At 75.2% G+C, this 16,876-nt stretch carries 13 protein-coding genes and 1 pseudogene; 5 read left to right on the top strand and 9 right to left on the bottom strand.

Features of this window, described 5'->3' with window-relative positions; genetic code table 11:
• A partial coding sequence (locus ACTT8P_RS28730) for a trypsin-like peptidase domain-containing protein (protein WP_442834678.1) occupies positions 1-1,048 on the bottom strand: 1,048 nt, incomplete at its 3' end.
• Complete coding sequence (locus ACTT8P_RS28725; RefSeq protein ID WP_442834677.1) at positions 1,045-1,407, bottom strand: CU044_2847 family protein; 363 nt, start codon at positions 1,405-1,407, stop codon at positions 1,045-1,047. The genes ACTT8P_RS28730 and ACTT8P_RS28725, both read right to left, overlap by 4 nt.
• 224 nt (positions 1,408-1,631) lie before the next feature.
• On the opposite strand from ACTT8P_RS28725, the gene ACTT8P_RS28720 reads away from it, so the two are divergent.
• A complete protein-coding gene (locus ACTT8P_RS28720) occupies positions 1,632-5,285 on the top strand; it encodes a S8 family serine peptidase (RefSeq protein ID WP_442834676.1) in 3,654 nt (1,217 codons plus the stop codon).
• A gap of 267 nt (positions 5,286-5,552) precedes the next feature.
• Here ACTT8P_RS28720 and ACTT8P_RS28715 read toward each other — a convergent pair whose 3' ends face one another.
• Genes ACTT8P_RS28715 through ACTT8P_RS28705 form a run of 3 tightly spaced genes read right to left on the bottom strand, consistent with a single transcriptional unit; the run spans position 5,553 to position 9,760 of the window.
• Positions 5,553-6,914 (bottom strand): carboxyl transferase domain-containing protein, encoded by a 1,362-nt coding sequence (locus ACTT8P_RS28715; protein WP_442834675.1) that lies wholly within the window; start codon positions 6,912-6,914, stop codon positions 5,553-5,555.
• Entirely contained in the window at positions 6,904-8,352 is a 1,449-nt protein-coding gene (locus tag ACTT8P_RS28710; protein ID WP_442834674.1) for an acyl-CoA synthetase, read from the bottom strand. Before ACTT8P_RS28710 ends, ACTT8P_RS28715 begins: the two co-directional genes overlap by 11 nt.
• 22 nt (positions 8,353-8,374) lie before the next feature.
• Positions 8,375-9,760, bottom strand: coding sequence for an SLC13 family permease (locus ACTT8P_RS28705; RefSeq protein ID WP_442834673.1), 1,386 nt, complete (start codon positions 9,758-9,760; stop codon positions 8,375-8,377).
• Positions 9,761-9,962: 202 nt separating this feature from the next.
• Between ACTT8P_RS28705 and ACTT8P_RS28700 the strand changes: the two genes are divergently transcribed.
• Both ACTT8P_RS28700 and ACTT8P_RS28695 read left to right on the top strand, forming a co-directional pair.
• Positions 9,963-10,679 (top strand): FadR/GntR family transcriptional regulator, encoded by a 717-nt coding sequence (locus tag ACTT8P_RS28700; RefSeq protein WP_442834672.1) that lies wholly within the window; start codon positions 9,963-9,965, stop codon positions 10,677-10,679.
• Between the two features lie 41 nt (positions 10,680-10,720).
• A complete protein-coding gene (locus ACTT8P_RS28695) occupies positions 10,721-11,584 on the top strand; it encodes a hypothetical protein (protein WP_442834671.1) in 864 nt (287 codons plus the stop codon).
• Here ACTT8P_RS28695 and ACTT8P_RS28690 read toward each other — a convergent pair.
• Positions 11,565-12,156 (bottom strand): annotated as a pseudogene (locus tag ACTT8P_RS28690) (hypothetical protein). The gene ACTT8P_RS28695 and the pseudogene ACTT8P_RS28690 sit on opposite strands and share 20 nt — an antisense overlap.
• A 159-nt stretch (positions 12,157-12,315) precedes the next feature.
• Here ACTT8P_RS28690 and ACTT8P_RS28685 point away from each other — a divergent pair.
• A complete protein-coding gene (locus tag ACTT8P_RS28685) occupies positions 12,316-13,089 on the top strand; it encodes an IclR family transcriptional regulator (protein WP_442834670.1) in 774 nt (257 codons plus the stop codon).
• Entirely contained in the window at positions 13,086-13,946 is an 861-nt protein-coding gene (locus ACTT8P_RS28680; protein WP_442834669.1) for an SMP-30/gluconolactonase/LRE family protein, read from the top strand. Before ACTT8P_RS28685 ends, ACTT8P_RS28680 begins: the two co-directional genes overlap by 4 nt.
• A gap of 55 nt (positions 13,947-14,001) precedes the next feature.
• Here ACTT8P_RS28680 and ACTT8P_RS28675 read toward each other — a convergent pair whose 3' ends face one another.
• The 3 genes from ACTT8P_RS28675 to ACTT8P_RS28665 all read right to left on the bottom strand — a co-directional run bounded on the left by ACTT8P_RS28675 (position 14,002) and on the right by ACTT8P_RS28665 (position 16,873).
• Positions 14,002-15,402, bottom strand: coding sequence for an NAD(P)/FAD-dependent oxidoreductase (locus ACTT8P_RS28675; protein ID WP_442834668.1), 1,401 nt, complete (start codon positions 15,400-15,402; stop codon positions 14,002-14,004).
• Positions 15,403-15,503: 101 nt separating this feature from the next.
• Complete coding sequence (locus ACTT8P_RS28670) at positions 15,504-15,737, bottom strand: hypothetical protein (RefSeq protein ID WP_442834667.1); 234 nt, start codon at positions 15,735-15,737, stop codon at positions 15,504-15,506.
• A complete protein-coding gene (locus tag ACTT8P_RS28665; RefSeq protein WP_442834666.1) occupies positions 15,734-16,873 on the bottom strand; it encodes an MAB_1171c family putative transporter in 1,140 nt (379 codons plus the stop codon). Before ACTT8P_RS28665 ends, ACTT8P_RS28670 begins: the two co-directional genes overlap by 4 nt.
• Between the last annotated feature and the right edge of the window lie 3 nt (positions 16,874-16,876).

The raw sequence follows: 16,876 nt of genomic DNA, 5'->3' as shown, positions 1-16,876 counted from the left end.
GTGCGCACCGGAGCGCGGCGGCGGACGCGGCCGCGGGCCCGGGCACGGGCGTGGGCATCCGGGCCGGGGCCGGTTCGTCCCATCGCGCGCGGGCCTGGCGGCCCCTCGCCGGGGCGTCCGGCTCCCCCGGGCCGGGGCGGGGCGCCGGCTCCCGGGGGTCGGTGCGCTCGTCGGGGTGGGCGGGCGGGCGGGGCCGCGCGGCCTGCCGGTCCGGGGCCGTCCACTCGTCCAGGACGCGCTGGAGGCCGTCGGCGAAGCGGTCCTCGGCGGTGAGGTCGGGGACCTCGGTGCGTACGTAGTCCGCCGCTTCCCGCAGGGTCGTGAACAACCGCTCCGGCTGCGGGGCGAAGAGGTCCACGGCGGAGGCGTACAGCCGGTTCGGGTCGCAGTCCGGGCGGAGTTGCTCGGCCCGGCGCAGCAGGGTCTCCAGCCGGCCCGCGTCCGGTCCGAGGCGGGGCGGCGGCACCAGGTCGCCGAGCCCCGCCCAGTACCGCGCCATCACCTCGACCGGCAGCATCCTGCCGACGTGCGTGCTCGTGGTGGAGGTGACCATGCCGACGACCGTGTGGTCGTGCAGCGTGACCGCCGCCCCGCTGAACCCGCCCACCAGCGGCTGCCCGTGCGCGGTGAGCGCGTCCAACTGCGTCCACTCGTCCGCGATGAGCGGGCCGGGCACCGCCCGGTAGACGGCGAGCACCCCGTCGTCGAGCCGGGGCGGGAACCCGTAGGCGAACAGTTCGGCCGCGCGCGGGGCCGCGCCGGGCGGGGCGAACACGGCGGGGCGCACGGGGACCGTCCGGTCCAGTTCGAGGACGGCCAGGTCGCCGCGGTCGTTGTCGCCGTCCTCCCGCCAGGGCCCGTGGAAGGCGACCCGCGCGGTCAGCCCGCGCAGGTCCCGGCGGCCCGGGAAGGACACGGTGACCGGCTCGGTCCCGTGCCGCACGACGACGTGCGCGCAGGTGAGCAGCAGCCGTTCGGTGACGAGGAATCCCGCGCCGGTCTTGCGCCCGCACCGGATCCGGGCGTGCCAGGCGGTACCGCCCGTCATGACCGGCCGGCGGCCTCCCCGCCCGCCGGTGCCGCGGGGGCCGACGTCCCCGGTGACCAGTGCAGCTTCACCACCAGATGGCCTTCCGCGGTGCCCTTGGCGATGACCGCGCCGGCCTCGGCGCTCAGCCGCACCCCGAACTCCAGCTCCACGGAGTCGGGTCTGAGCGTGCCGTCCCGGAAGACCCGCAGGGCGGAGGTGGCCGCCGCGCGGACCCCCTCCAGCGCGCTCTCGAAGGTGCGCGCCGCCTGCGCCGGGCCGTCGCCGCGGGCGACCAGGCGGGCGCCGGTCTCCTCGTCGACGGCCTCCACCACCACCTGGGCACCGTCCTCGGTCTTGAACTCCACCAGTCCGTCCATGGCGCCGCTCGCTCCCCGTTCGTGCCGTACGCCCGCGCGTCGTCCTCACGCGAACGGACCCCATTGTGACGGACCGTGCTTGACGGTGTCGCGTGTTGCCCCGGCCGTTCACCGGGGCGCTGGCGGAAACCCGCCACTGCGCCAATCCGCCAGGTCCGGTCAACTCACCTGAAACGCAGGCCCCGTGAGACTCGTGCGCAGCAACTCTACGGAGAGAGGCGTGGATGAGTACGAGACGCAGAGGTTCCAGATCGGCCGGTTCCGGCGCGGCCCTGGTGGTCGCGGGACTGGTGTGCGCGCTGCTGCCGGCCGGCCCGGCGGCCACCGCGGCGGCCCGTGAACTCCCCGCGGGCCAGTCTCCCGCGGGCCAGTCCGCCACGGGCGTGCCCCGTACCGTCACCCTGGTCACCGGCGACCGGGTGACCGTCACCGAGGTCGGGAACGGGAAGCGGACGGTCGCCGTCGAGCGGCCGAGGGGCGCCACCGGCGCCGTACGCACCCAGAACGCCAACGGCACCGTCACCGTCGTACCGGACGAGGCGCTGCCGTATCTGCGGGCCGGGACGCTCGACGAGCGGCTCTTCGACGTCACGGAGCTGCTGCGGCAGGGGCTGGGGGACACGGACTCCGGCGAGCTGCCGCTGATCGTGACCTACGAGAAGGGCGCGCCGGTCGTCACCCCGCGCAGTACCGAGCGGACCCGGACGCTGCCCAGTGTGCGCGGCGCGGCCGTCGAGGCCGCCAAGGGCCGCGCCTTCTGGCAGGACCTCACCCGGAACGAGAGCGTCGAGGGGGTCTGGCTCGACGGCCGGGTCAGCGCGGAGATGGCCGAAAGCAATGCCCAGATCGGCACCCCCGAGGCGTGGGACGCCGGGCTGACCGGCAAGGGTGTCACCGTCGCCGTCCTGGACAGCGGGGTGGACGCGGACCACCCCGACCTGACCGGGCGGATAGCGCGGTCCCGCAGTTTCATCGAGGGCGAGGAGGTCGCCGACCGGCACGGCCACGGCACCCATGTCACCTCCACCGTCGGCGGCAGCGGTGCCGCCTCCGACGGCGAGGAGAAGGGGGTGGCGCCGGGTGCGACGCTCGCGGTCGGCAAGGTGCTCAGCGACCAGGGCTCGGGCAGCGAGTCGCAGATCATCGCCGGCATGGAGTGGGCCGCGCGGGACGTGGCCGCCGACATCATCTCGATGTCCCTGGGCTCCACCGAGGCCGGCGACGGCACCGACCCGATGGCGCAGGCCGTCAACGCCCTCTCCGCCGAGACCGGCGCGCTCTTCGTGATCGCCGCCGGCAACACCGGCAGCCCCTCGTCCATCGGGTCGCCCGGGGCCGCCGACGCCGCGCTGACCGTCGGCGCGGTGGACTCGGCCGACGCGGCCGCCTGGTTCACCAGCGCCGGCCCCCGCTACGGCGACAACGCGCTCAAGCCCGACCTGTCCGCCCCCGGCGTCGGCATCCTCGCCGCCCGCTCCACGCTCACCGCGGGCGAGGGCGCCTACACCGCCATGGACGGTACGTCGATGGCGACGCCGCACGTCGCCGGGGTGGCCGCGCTGCTCGCCGAGGAACACCCGGACTGGACCGGCGCCCGGCTGAAGGACGCCCTGATGTCCACCTCCAAGGAACTCGACGCCTCCGTCTACCAGTTGGGCGCCGGACGGGTCAGCGTGCCCGCCGCGATCACCGCCGATGTCACCGCCACCGGCAGCGCCGACCTCGGCTTCTACAGCTGGCCGTACGAGCAGAACAAGCCGGTCACCCGGACCGTCACCTACACCAACTCCGCCGCCACGGACGTGACCCTGCACCTGGCCGCGCGGGGCGCCCCCGAGGGCGTCGTCACCCTCGCCGACACCACCCTCACCGTCCCCGCGCACGGCACGGCGTCCACCACGGTGACCGGCGACGGCACCGACGCCCCGGTGGGCAACACCAGCGGACAGGTGGTGGCCACCGACGCCGCCGGGAAGACCGTCGCGCACACCGCGTTCGGGCTGGTCAAGGAGGAGGAGCGGTACACGCTCACCGTCCATGTCAAGGACCGGTCGGGCGCGGCCACCGCCGCCGACCTGACCGTGCAGCAACTCGCGGCCGGGGTCGACCCGGTCCCGGCGTACGTCGGTGACTCCGGCACCCTCGAACTGCGCCTGAAGCCGGGCACGTACAGCCTGTCCAGCTTCCTCGACGTGCGCGGCGGCCACGGCGCCGACTTCCTCGGCCTCGGCTTCCTCGCCGCCCCCGAGGTGGTCCTCGACCGGGACCGCGAGCTCACCCTCGACGGCCGGGAGCTGCGCGAGATCAGCGCGGACGTCGACCAGCGCACCGAGACCCGGCAGCTGCTCATGGAGTACGACCGCAGCGCGAACGGCTCCGCCCTGTTCGGCGCCCTCCAGGTGCCGCTCACGTACGACAGTGTTTTCGCCGCGCCCACCGGGAAGGTCACCGAGGGCGACTTCGAGTACCGGACCGTATGGCGGCTCGGCAAGCCGCTCCTCGAGGTCAAGGGCGTCGGGGAGGCCGCCGTGCAGTCCGGCGGCACGCTCGCCGAGGGCCGCACCCGGCTGCCGCTGGTCGACGCCGGCGCCGGGCCGATCACCGGCGCGAAGGGCAAGGCGGTGCTCGCCGAGCTGACCGACGACGCCGACCCGGCCGCCCTCGCCCAGGCCGCCCAGGAGGCGGGCGCCAAGGCGCTGTTCGTCACCGACAGCGCTCCGGGCCGGCTGATGAACTGGTGGGGCACCGCCGACAACGCCGACCGGCCGCTGACCATCGCCACCCTGAACACCGCCGACGCGGCGAAGCTGCGCGCGGCGGGCCGCGTCGACATGACCGGCACGCGCAACACCCCCTTCACCTACGACCTGTCCGAGGGCCACCCCGGCGCGATCCCCGACCGGGACCTCACCTACCGCCCCGGCAAGCGCGACCTGGCGACCGTCCACACCAAGTACCACGGCGCCGAGCCGTCGACCGGCGGCGAGTTCCGCTACTCGCTCACCGACACCTTCGCGATCGGCCTCGGCTTCAAGGAGCGGATCGACTTCCCGGCCGAGCGCACCGAGTACGTCTCGACCGGCCCCGGCCAGCTGTGGCACGAGTCGGTGGACTCGGCCGGTGGCGCGCTGGAGCAGCGCGGCGGCGAGGTCGCCTACCAGGGCGGCAGCAGCCCCGGGCTGAACTGGTTCAAGCCGGTCTGGCACCCGTACCTCGGCACCGGCCTGGGCTGGGGGCAGCAGCGGGTGGGCAACCGGATGCAGTTCAACGCGCCCGGCTGGGGCGACTCGGGTCCGGACCACACCGGGTTCGGTGACGTGTACAGCGCGGACAGCGGCATGACCCAGACCACGGCGGTCTACCAGGACGGCGAACTCGTCGACCGGATGAACAGCTCCACCGCCTACGTCTGGGAGGCGCCCGCCGACGAGCACACCTACCGGCTCGTCACCGACACCGCGCTGGCCGCCGGCCGCTGGCCGCTGGGCGGCACGGGCCACTCCGAGTGGACCTTCCGCTCCTCGGCCACCCCCGAGGACCGCTGGACCCACCTCCCGCTGATCAACCTCTCCTACGACATCGACACCGACCTCGCGGGCACGGTGCGCGGCGGCCACAAGGTGGGCGTCGGGCTCGGCGCGGAGTACGTGGCGGGGGCGCCGGACATCGGCAAGCTGGGCGGCGGGAAGCTGGACGTCTCCTATGACGCGGGCAAGACCTGGCAGTCGGTGCGGCTGAGCGGCGGCAAGGGCGCGGCCTGGCAGGGGACGCTGAGTGTGCCCCGGGACGCGGCTTCCGTCTCGCTGCGCGCCTCGGCGAAGGACGACCGGGGCGGCTCGGTGACGCAGGAACTCCTGCGGGCGGTGAGTGTCCGGTAGGCCCGTGCGGACACGCGGCCGGCGCCGCCTCCCTGGGACGGGGAGACGGCGCCGGCGTTCTTCGACGTGCTGCCGGACGAACCTCAGACCAGCCAGCCGACGAAGTGGACGAGGCCGGCGAGGATGTCGGTGAGAACGTTCATGTGAGTACTGCTCCTTGCGTTTCTTGCGTGAAGCACGCGATGTGGGACCTTCGCGCCAACTACGGTCTGCAGCCCGTTGCTTGCGTACCGTCAGTCTCGTTGATCCCACCGGCCGCAGGCGTGCTCATGAGCGACGATCACCTGTTCCAGGGAACACCTGCTCGCTTGTTCGGATCACGCCAAGCTCGGCCAAGTCCTGCGGTCGCAGCCGCAGTTGCCCGGCGGTCTCGTCGGCCTGTTCCGGCGGCCGCTTCAGGATGGCGGTGGCCGCTTCCGGGCCGATGACGGAGAAGTAGCTGTCCGGGGTGGCCCAGGTCCGGCCCGGGGCCGCGAGCGCCAGCGCGCCGCCCGAGCCGCCCTCGCCGATGAGCAGGGTGGTGACGGGGGTGCGGGCGGCGGCCACCGCGCCGAACAGGTCGGCGATCGCCGGTCCCGCGCCCTGCCGTTCGGCCTCGGCGTCGTTGGCGGCGCCCGGGGTGTCCACCAGCGTCAGCACCGGGATGCCGAGCCGGCCGGCGAGCCGGATCAGCCGGGCGGCGGTGCGGTAGCCGGCCGGGCGGGTCGGGGCGCCGGTCTGGGCGGCGTAGGCGATCGTTCTGCCGTCGTGGCTGCCGAAGCCGCACAGCATGCCGTCCGGGTCGGTGCCGCCGCAGCGGTCGCCGCTGATCTGAGCGCGGTCGGTGAAGTAGGCGTCGAGGTAGGCGCGGGCGCGTGGACGCTCCGGCGCGCGCGCCCGGCGGACCGCCTCCCGGCCGCTGTCCGGCGGGCCACTCGCGCCGAGCGGCGCGGGGACCGGGGCCGGTCCGGTGGCCGGGCGGGTGAGCAGCCGCAGCCAGTGGCCGAGCGTGCGGCGCAGTTCGCCGGGCGGTACGACGGCGTCCGCCGAGCCCGCCGCGACCTGCGCCTCGGCGGTGTACGCGGCCGGGTCGGCGGCCGGCGGCCGGACCCGGGACCCGGCGAAACCGACCTGGGCGCCGGGCAGTGCGAGCGTCACGTCGGCGCCCGCGCCGAGGGTCGCCCAGCCGCCCCCGGTGGTCGGGTCGCGCGCCACGGCGAGCTGCGCGAGCCCCGCCGCCCGGGTCAACGCCGACTGCCGGGCCACCCGCTGGAGCTGGGTCAGCGCGAGCATGCCCTCCTGCATCCGGGAGCCCCCGGTGGCGACCAGCGGCACCACCGGCAGCCGGTGGGCGCGGGCGTACTCGTACGCCGCCTCCAGCCGGTCCCCGGTGCGCCGGCCCAGCGAGCCGCCGAGGAAGCCGAACTCGAAGGCGATCAGCACGGCCGGGGTGCCCTCGACGCGTCCGGTGCCGCAGACCACGGACTCCGACTCGCCGGTCCGCTCGGCCGCGCGGGCCCGGGCGGCGTCGTAGCCGGGCCAGCCGAGCGGGCCGTCCGGGGCCGAGTCCCGTGCCGGGTACGGCAGTTCGGTGAAGTCGTCGGTGACCAGGGCGAGGAAGCGGCGGGCGGAGAGCCGGTCAGCCGTCATGGCGCAGCGACCGCTTTATGATCTTCCCCATGTCGTTGCGGGGCAGCGCGTCGAGCCGGCGCAGCACCCGGGGCCGTTTGTGCGGGGCGAGCCGGGACGCGACATGGTCGGCCAGTTCCCGCAGCTCGGGCGGCGACTGCGGGTCGGCGGGCACCACCCAGGCCACGATCCGCTCACCGAGGTCGTCGTCCGGCTCCCCGGTGACGGCCGCCTCCTTGACCGCCGGGTGTTCGAGCAGCGCGTTCTCGATCTCCCCGGCGCCGATCTTGTAGCCGCCGCTCTTGATCAGGTCGGTGGCCTTGCGGCCGACGATGCGGACATAGCCGTCGGGGTCGCGGACCGCCATGTCGCCGGTGCGGAAGAAACCGTCGGCGGTGAAGGCGGCGGCGGTCGCGTCGGGGCGGTTGAGGTACTCGGTGAACAGGTTCGGGCCGCGCACCTGGATCTCGCCGACGCTCTCCCCGTCGCGGGCGGTGACCTCCGACCCGTCCTCCTCCACCAGCCGCAGCGTCACGCCCGGCAGCGGCACGCCCACCGTGCCGGCCCGGGCCGCGCCGTCGGCGCGGACGCTGGTGTTCATCAGCGTCTCCGTCATCCCGTACCGCTCGATCACCCGGCGTCCGGTGGCGGCGGCGATCCGCTCGTGGTCGTGCACCGGCAGCGCGGCCGAACCGGAGACCAGCAGCCGGGCCCCGGTCAGCGCCTTGACCAGCTCGGGTTCGGCGGGCAGCGCCTCGGCGATCCGGTGGTACATGGTCGGCACACCGAACAGCATGGTGGCGCCGTCGTTCAGTTCGCGCGCCACGCCCTCGGTGGAGAACCGGCCCAGGTGCCGCACCGACCCGCCGCGCCGCAGCGGGCCGAGGGTGCCGAGCACAAGGCCGTGCACGTGGAACAGCGGCAGCCCGTGCACCAGGACGTCGTCGCCGGTCCACTGCCACGCGTCGGCCAGCGCGTCCAGGGTGGTGGAGACGGCCCGGCGGGGCAGGACCGCGCCCTTGGGCGGGCCGGTGGTGCCGGAGGTGTAGACGACCAGTGCGGGGTCGCCGTCCTCGGCGGTCCGCTCCGGGACCGGCCCCCGCGCGCTCACGTCGACGTCGAGCCGGGGCAATCCGGCCAGCGGGCCGGGCAGTTCGTCGCCGGGCGCGGCCAGTACGAGCGAGGGCGCGCTGTCGGCCAGGATGTGCCGCAGTTCCTTCTCGCCGGACTTCGGGTTCAGCGGCACGGCGGGTACGCCGGCCAGCAGCGCGGCGACCACCGCGACGGCCGTCTCCAGCGCCGGGGTCGCCCAGACGGCCACCCGGCCGGCCCCGCCGAGGCCACCGGCGGCGGCACCGGCCGCGCCGGCCAGCTCCGGGTAGGTCAGGGAACGCTCGCCGAACCGGAGCGCGGGGCGGTCGGCCGGGCCGTCGGTGAGGGCCGGGAAGAGTGAGGACATGCGTACTGCTCCTTCGTTCCGCTTACGAGTTGGGCACCACCAGCACCAGCCACACCATGGCCGGCACCACCGCCACCACCACTCCTCCGTACAGCATCAGCTGCCGGAAGAAACGATCACGGTCGACGTCGGGGGCCGCCGCCAGCACCAGCGCCCCGTTGGTCGAGAACGGGCTGACGTCCACCACCGTCGCCGACACCGCGAGCGCCGCGACCATGCCGACCGCCCCGATCTCGCCCTGCGCGAGGAACGGCACGGCCAGCGGGATCAGCGCCCCCATGATCCCGACCGAGGAGGCGAACGCCGACACCAGCGCGCCGATGTAGCAGAGCAGCACGGCGGCCAGCAGCGGTACGCCGATGGAGCCGACGCCCTCGCCGGCCCAGGTGATGGTGCCCATCTCCTGGAGCACCCCGACATAGGTCAGCACCCCGCAGATCAGCAGCACGGTGGACCAGGCGATCTCGGTCACCGCCCGCCGGCTGTCTTCCGGCCAGGCGGTACTGAGCAGCACGGCCAGCGTGACGGCGGTCAGACCGGCGTCCAGATCGAAGCCGAGGACGGCGACGACCAGCGCGACCAGCGCGACGAGGGTGGTGATCCGGGCCGGGGTGAGGCGGCTGGGCGCGGCGGCGATGTCCTCCCCGGCCCGTACGGCGACGGCGGCGGGGGCGGGAACGGCGGCGGGGGCGGCACCGCCCGCCGAGCCCTCGCCCCTGCCCGCCGAGCCCTCACCCGCCGTGCCGCCGGCTCCGCCCGCCGTGCCGCCGCCGCCCCCGCCCGTCGTCTCCACGGCCCCCCGCGCCCACAGCTTCCGCCCCCCGAACAGCACGAACACCACACCGGCGATGACGAGGTTGGCGACCAGCGAGGCGAGGAACAGCCCGATCTCGCTCCCCGGCAGCTTCTCCCGCTCCACGATCCCGTTGACGATCGACCCGTAGATGCTGATCGGCGAGAACCCGCCCGCCTGGGCGCCGTGCACGACCATCGTGCCCATCAGCAGCGGGCTGATCCCGTACCGGGTGGCGAAGCTGAGCGCGACCGGCGCGACGATCGCGACGGCCGCCGGACTGACCGCGCCGATCGCGGTGAGCGCCCCGGTGAGGGCGAACATCACCCACGGGATCAGCGCCACCCGCCCGCGCACCAGCCGCACGGCGGCGTGCACCAGCCAGTCGGTGGTCCCGTTGGCCCGCGCGATGGCGAACAGGTACGTCACCCCGACCAGGACGACGAACAGATCACCGGGGAACCCGGCGAAGATGCCGTCCGCGTCGAGGTCCGCGACCAGTGTGCCGACCCCGAAGGTGGCGGCGAAGGCGAGGGCGCCCATGTTGACGGAACGGGTGGTGGCGATGACGAACACCACGACGAGGACGAGGATCGAGACGAGTTCGGGGGACATACGGGCTCCCGACGATGACCTGGCTGGCTGGCGGGCGGGCGGGCGGGTAGAACTGGCTGAGTGGCTGAGCCACTCGGGACGGTCGGCCGGCCCGGTCAGCGTGGTCCCGGCGCCGCTTCCCGTCAAGGGGTCGCGCATGAAGTGGCTGGACCACTCGGCCACTTCACCGCCCGGTGTTAACCTCGCACGGAGAGGGGGAACCGTGACCGACGCCCTGCGCCCGATGCCCCGCCAGCGCCTGTACGAGCAAGTGCTCCAGCGGCTGCGGCAGTACGTCACCGAGGGCGGCCTGCGGGCCGGCGACCGGTTGCCGCCCGAACGGGACCTGGCCGGGCGCCTCGGGGTCAGCCGGGCCTCGGTGAAGCAGGCCATCGTGGTCCTGGAGGTCCAGGGCCTGGTGGAGGCCCGGCACGGCGGCGGCACCTACCTGGTCCGCGACAGCCTCGACGTGGAACCGGTCGAGGAGATGGTCGAACGCCGCCGGCGGTTGCCGGACGTCCTGGAGGCCCGCGAGGCCCTGGAGACCAAACTCGCCGAACTGGCCGCCGAGCGCCGCACCGACGCCGACCTCACGGCGATGCGCACCGCGCTCGACGTGATGTCCGCCGAGATCGACGCGGGCGGCCACGGCACCGAAGGCGACCGGCTGTTCCACGCGGCGGTGACGGCGGCGGCGCACAGTTCGCTGCTCGCGGAGTTCATGCGCTCCATCGCCCCCCAGATCGCCGAGAGCCGCACGGAGTCGCTGCGCCAGCCGGCCCGCCCGGCCCGCTCGCTCGCCCAGCACCGCGCCATCCTGGACGCTGTCGCCGCCGCCGACCCGCGCCGCGCGGCCACGGCGATGCGCCGCCATGTCCGCACGGTGGCGAAGGTCCGGCTGCTGGACTGGGAGCCCGGGGACGAGGGCTCCACTTGTTAGCCTGCCGAGCGGTCGGACCGTCGTAGAAGGTTGGAGTCCCCATGCCCCGCACAGCCCTCGTCACCTGCCGTCCCGGTCCCCAGGTCGGTGTCGACCGTGATCTGCCGGTGCTGGCGGACGCGTTGCGTGCCGCCGGGGCCGAGGTGTCCGTCGAAGTGTGGGACGACCCGGGGGTGGACTGGGCCGCGTTCGATCTGGTGCTCATACGGTCGACCTGGGACTACAGCTGGCGGGCGGCGGAGTTCGTCGCCTGGGCCCAGCGCGTGCCGCGGCTGGCCAATCCCGCCGCAGTGGTGCGGTGGAACGCCGACAAGCGGTATCTCGGGGATCTCGCGGCGGCCGGGGTGCCCGTGGTCCCCACCCGGTACGTCGCCCCCGGCGAGACCCCCGACCTCCCCGCCGACCACGAGTACGTGATCAAACCGGCCGCCGGCGCCGGCGCCCGGTACGCCGCCCGCTACACACCCGGCGAACACGCCACCGCCGTACGGCATCTGGAGCGGATGCACGCCGAGGGGCTGACCGCGATGGTGCAGCCGTATGTGCGGGCCGTCGACTCCAGCGGGGAGCGGGCGCTGCTGTACTTCGGGGGCGAGTTGCTGCACGCGAGCCGCAAGGGGGCCGTGCTGGCGCCCGGTACGGCCTTCGACGAGCGGAAGGTGTCCCATCCGGGGCTGGAGCCGTGGCAGCCGACCTTGGAGGAGGCCGCCGCCGCCCGCCGGGCCCTGGCCGCCGTACCGGGCGCGGACCAGGTGCTGTACGCGCGGGTGGACCTGGTCACCGGGGAGGACGGGTCGTCCCGGGTGATGGAACTGGAGCTGGTCGAGCCGAATCTGTTCCTGTGGCTGCACCCGGAGTCGGTCCCCCGGGTGGTCGAGGCGGTGCTCAAGGCCGCCGGTCGCTGACATCGGTGCGTTGCAGCAGGCCCCAGGTGAACTCGGCGGCCACCTCGTGCGGGGTGCCGTCCGGGTCCGGGGCCGTGAAGGACAGGCCCTGGGGGTCCCCCCACGAAGTGGGGGAGGGTGGGGGCCGAGCCCTGGCGCGGGCGGGCCGGGGCGAAGGCGCGGGCCGCCTCGTCGACCGTGCAGGACCAGGGTGCCAGGTCGGCGAGGGTGCGCAGGGCGGGGGCGGGGGCGCCGGGGGCGCGGACCAGCCACTCGTTCCACACCGCGCCGTCCGCCGCGACCAGCACCTCGAAGCGCAGGTCCGGCCAGAGCGGGACGGGCCAGAGCCGGGCCTCGCAGGTCAGGTCGCCGATGCGGCGGGCGGCCGTCGACTCCGGCTCGCCCAGGACGGAACGGTAACGGCTCGCGGCCGAGCGGGCCCGGGGCGAACGGAGCATCGCCTGCCAGCGTTTGCTGGCCTCCCGCAGGTCCGTGAGCGAGGCGCCCAGCGCCCGGCGGGCGTCGTCCACCAGGTCCGGGTTGTGGTCGGCCATACGGCGCAGCAGCACCAGTTGGAAGTCGGCGGGCGTCATACGGTCATGGTCGCGCACCGGGGCGCCGGGCCGTTGCCCGCACGGAATCCCTGCGGTTAGCCTTTGTTCGTCATGCCGATCGTTTGTTGAAATCTCGAACGCGTCTCATGGTGAATGCGGCGCACACAGAGAGACACACAGAGAGAGGGGGAGCCGTACATGGGACGTCTCGTACCAGCTGTGACCAGGGCTCTCGACATCCTTGAGCTCTTCCTCGACGGGGACGGCACACTCTCCGCCCCCGACATCGTGCGCCGGCTCCAACTGCCGCGCACCACCGTGCACGAGCTGGTCACCACGCTCGCCGCCCGGAAGTACCTCGTCCCGGTGTCCGGACAGCCCGGACGGTACCGGCTCGGGGTGCGCCCCTACCAGCTCGGGGCGCGCTACGCCGAGCACCTCGACCTCGCCGCCGAGGGGCAGCAGGTGGCCCGGACCGTCGCCGAGACCTGCGACGAGACGGTGCACGTGGCGATCCTGGAGGACACCGACGTCATCTACATCGCCAAGGTGGACTCCACGCACGCGGTGCGGATGGTGTCGGCGGCCGGCCGGCGGCTGCCCGCCCACTGCACCTCGGTGGGCAAGATGCTGCTGGCCTCGCTGCCCGAGCACGAGCTGGCGGCCCGGTTCCCGGACGGCGCCGAACTGGCCGCGATGACGTCCAACAGCATCACCGACCCGGCCGACCTGCGGGCGGCCCTCGCCGAGATCCGGGCGCGGGGCATAGCGGTGGAGAGCCGGGAGTCCAACCCGGACGTCAGCTGTGTCGCCGCCCCGGTCCGGGACCGCACCGGCCGGGTGGTGGCGGCGCTGTCCATCTCGGTCCCCATGATCCGCTGGAGCGACGAGCGCCGCGCGGAGCTGGAGCAACTCGCCGCCAAGGGCGCGGCGGACCTGTCGGAACACCTCGGACACCGGAGCGCGGCATGACCCACCCTGCGGCAGTGGAAGTGGCGGTACGGGCCCAGGCGGAGCTGGGGGAGGGACCCACCTGGGACGCGGCGGCGGCACGGCTGATCTGGGTGGACATCCTCGGCCGCCGGGTGCACACCTACGACCCGGCCACCGGACGCCGTACGGTCCGCACCACCGAGCAGCACGTCGGCGCCGCCAAGCCGCGCGCGGGCGGCGGTCTGGTGCTCAACCTGCAAGGCGGCATCGGGCTGGTCGACCCGGACGGTTCGCTGCGCATGGCGCACCGCGAGGCGGTCCCGGGCCGCCGCGCCAACGACGCCGCCGTCGCCCCGGACGGCAGCCTGTGGGCCGGCACCATGCGCTACGACGAGGCGCCGGGCGGCGGCACGCTGGCCCGCCTCACCGCCGACGGGACGCACACCACCGTGCTGGCCGACGTGGCGGTCAGCAACGGCACCGGCTGGAGCCCCGACGGACGGCTGATGTACTACGTCGACTCCCCGACCCGCCGCATCGACGTCTTCGACCACGACCTGGCCGGCGGCCGGATCTCCGGGCGGCGCACCCTGGCCGAGGTCGAGGACGGGGCCGGCTTCCCGGACGGGCTCACCGTCGACGCCGACGGCTGTGTGTGGGTGGCCCTGTGGGACGGCGGCGCGGTCCGCCGGTACACGCCGGACGGGCGGCTGGACAAGGTCGTCGAACTGCCGGTGCCGCGCGGCACGGCGTGCGCGTTCGGCGGCACCGGCCTCACCGACCTGTACGTCACCACGGCCCGCACCGGCCTCACCGCCCCGCACCCGCTGGCCGGGTCGGTCCTGGTGGTGCCGGACGCGGGGAAGGGACTCGCGCAGCCCGCCTACGCGGGCTGACGGGCCGTCGTCCGACGGAGGGGCGCGCGCCTGCCGGGTTCGAGCCGACGGCCCGTCAGGCGTCCACCCGGTCCAGCCCGCGCAGCACCTCCCGCTCGCCGGCCGTCAGCGGCGGCTCGGCGGCGGGCGGCAGCGCGGGGCCGCCGAGGGTGGCCAGCAGGGTGTCCGGGCGCAGCAGCCGGCCCGGCCCGGTGCGCAGGCTGGTCACGTCCCACAGGGCGGCGGCGGCCGGGTAGGAGCCGGTCGCCGTCTTCGTCAGCCGCCGGGTGTACGCGGCGACCAGGTGGTCGGCGGCGTTCGGCCGCCCGCCGCGCGCCTCGGGGTACCGGACGTCCTGGCTGACCGCCATCGCCCAGGCCGCGTCGACCGGCCGGGCCGCCCCGCGCTGCACCCGCCGGGCCAGCCCCGGCACGTCCACGCCGCCGCGCCGCACCTCGCGGCCGAGCACCCGGGCGCCGAGCGCGGCCACCGACATGCCCTGTCCGTAGGCCGGGTTGAAGCCGGCCAGCGCGTCGCCGAGCACCACGAACCGCTCGGGCCACCGCCGGGCCCGTTCCGCATAGCGCCGTACGTTGCTGGTGGAGCGGCTGACGTGGACGTCGGTGAGCGGTTCGGCGCCGGAGATCAGCCGGCCGACGATCGGGTCGGGCAGGTCCAGGGTGTAGCGGAGGAAGCCGTCCGGGTCGGCGGGCGGCTCGCCGCCCCGGGTGCCGGCCAGGCTGACCATCCAGCGGCCGTCCTCGATCGGCAGCACCATGCCGCTGCGGCCGGGCCGGCCGGCGTACGGGTCGGCCTGCACGATGGTCAGCGGGAAGCGCTCCGCGCCGGGCGGCGTCCGGTACACCCGGGTGGCGTTGACCAGCCCGGCGTCCACGGTCCGCTCCCGCACCTCGGGCCCGCCCAGGTCGCGCAGCCAGTGCGGCAGCCGGGAGCCGCGGCCGCTCGCGTCCACCACCAGGTCGGCGTCGAGGTCCGCCGTCCCCGTCCCGGCCGCGATCCGCACCCCGGTCACCCGCCGCGCGTCGCCCGCGAGGCCCCGCACGTCGGCGTGGCGGACGGTGACGCCGGTGGCGCGGTCGAGGACGGCCCGCCGGACCGCCCAGTCCAGCAGCGCCCGGCTGCACGTGACCATGTGCGGTCCCTCGCGGCGCCAGCGGCGCAGCCAGCCCTCGGGGCTGAGCGCCAGCATGCCCGAGGCCAGCGATATCTCCCGCGCGCCGGCCGCCAGCAGCCGCGCGCGCAGGTCCAGGCCGGGCACCAGGCCGTCCATCGCGGCCAGCCCGCCGGCCATCAGCAGATGCGCGTGGCGGCCCTGCGGCACGCCCCGGCGGTGCGCCGGGCCGTCCGGCAGGTCGTCGCGCTCCAGCACGATCACCTCGTCGACGGCGGTGGACAGGGCCGCCGCGGCCAGCAGACCGGCCAGTCCGGCACCGATGACGACAGCTCTACGCGACATGGGTCTCCTCGGGTCCGGTCCCCGCCCCCGTGGCAGCCGTGGGCGGCCCTCACCGTACCCTCGGGCAGCGCGCCGCCGGGTAGGCCGGGCAGCCGGGTCCGTCAGCTCGGCGGCGTCAACTCCCCTTGCGCGCACTCCCGCAGCCCGCACTCCCGCAGCCCGTGCCCCGGCAGCCCGGACTCCCGCAGCCCGGACTCCCGCAGCCCGTGCCCCGGCAGCCCGTGCCCCCGCAGCCCGGACTCCCGCAGCCCGTGCCCCGGCAGCCCGGACTCCCGCAGCCCGTGCCCCGGCAGCCCGCACCCCCGCACCCCGTCACTCCCCGCCCCGGCGGTCACCGCACCGTGGGCCGCCGGGTCATCGCCTCCGCCAGTTCGACCAGGCCGCCGGGGCCGGAGACCTCGGTGGCGCGCAGCCGGTAGGTGCTCGGGGTGTCCAGCGGGTCCTCGCGGGCGGCGGCGCGGCGGGCCGCGTCGGTGAGCATCGCCGCCTCCGCGGCCAGCCGGGCCTGGTGCGCGGTGCGGCCCGCGCGCAGCGCGGCGTCCCGGGCCCGGACCCGTACCCGGTCGTCGAAGTACGGGGCGAGCGCCAGCAGCGCGTCGTGGATGGACACCTCCCGCCACTGGAGGCGCTCGCGCGGGGAGCGCCACCAGGAGGCGGCGGGCTTGGGCGCGGTCGGCACGAAGCGCAGCAGCGCCGCCAGCGGGGCCAGCCGGCGGTAGTCGCCCAGGCCCCGCCAGTGCGCCACGGCACTCGGCAGCAGCCGCGGCAGGACGAACCCGGCGGAGCAGGTCAGCGCGCCCAGCGAGGCCATCGGCGGGGCCACGTAGGTGGACAGGAAGTCCAGGTCGTGGCCGGTGAGCCGGGCGGCGACGGCGGTGTACTTGGCGGCCTGGAAGCCGATCGTGTCGAGCAGCCCGCCGGCCAGGATCAGCCGCAGCCCGGTGCGCAGCAGGCCGGTGACCTCGCGGCCCCACTTGAGGCACATCACGCACATCGCGACCATCGCCGCGGTGTGCCCGGCCAGGTAGAGCAGGATCATCTCCCGCAGGTACGGCGTGTTCGCGTAGTAGGTGTCCAGGTCGGCGAGGCGCTCGGTGTCCGCGTCGGCCAGCACGAACAGCACCACCAGCGCCACCACCAGCAGGGCGTACCCGGCGACCGTGCCCAGCACCAGGCGGCGCACCCGGTCCGCGGGCCCGCCCCGCCACACGATCAGCAGCACCACCAGCGAGCAGCTGTACGCCGAGAGCATGCCGTAGGTCAGCGGCGCGCCGAAGTTGGGGACGCCGGTGAGGTCGTTGACGGTGGCCAGGGTCAGCGGCGCCGAGCAGGCGAGGACGAGGGCGCCGAGCAGGATGGCGACGCAGGTGGACAGCACCGGGGGGTTGCGCACGGCGGTGCCGGGCCGGCGCAGCAGCACGACGCAGGACAGGCCGAACACCAGGGCCGCCGCGTACACGACGGCGCTCACCGC

The sequence above is a fragment of the Streptomyces sp. JW3 genome (genome assembly GCF_052216785.1).
GTDB lineage: Bacteria > Actinomycetota > Actinomycetes > Streptomycetales > Streptomycetaceae > Streptomyces.
The sequence above is the reverse complement of the archived record's forward strand: the minus strand, read 5'-3'. Positions and strand labels throughout refer to the sequence as shown.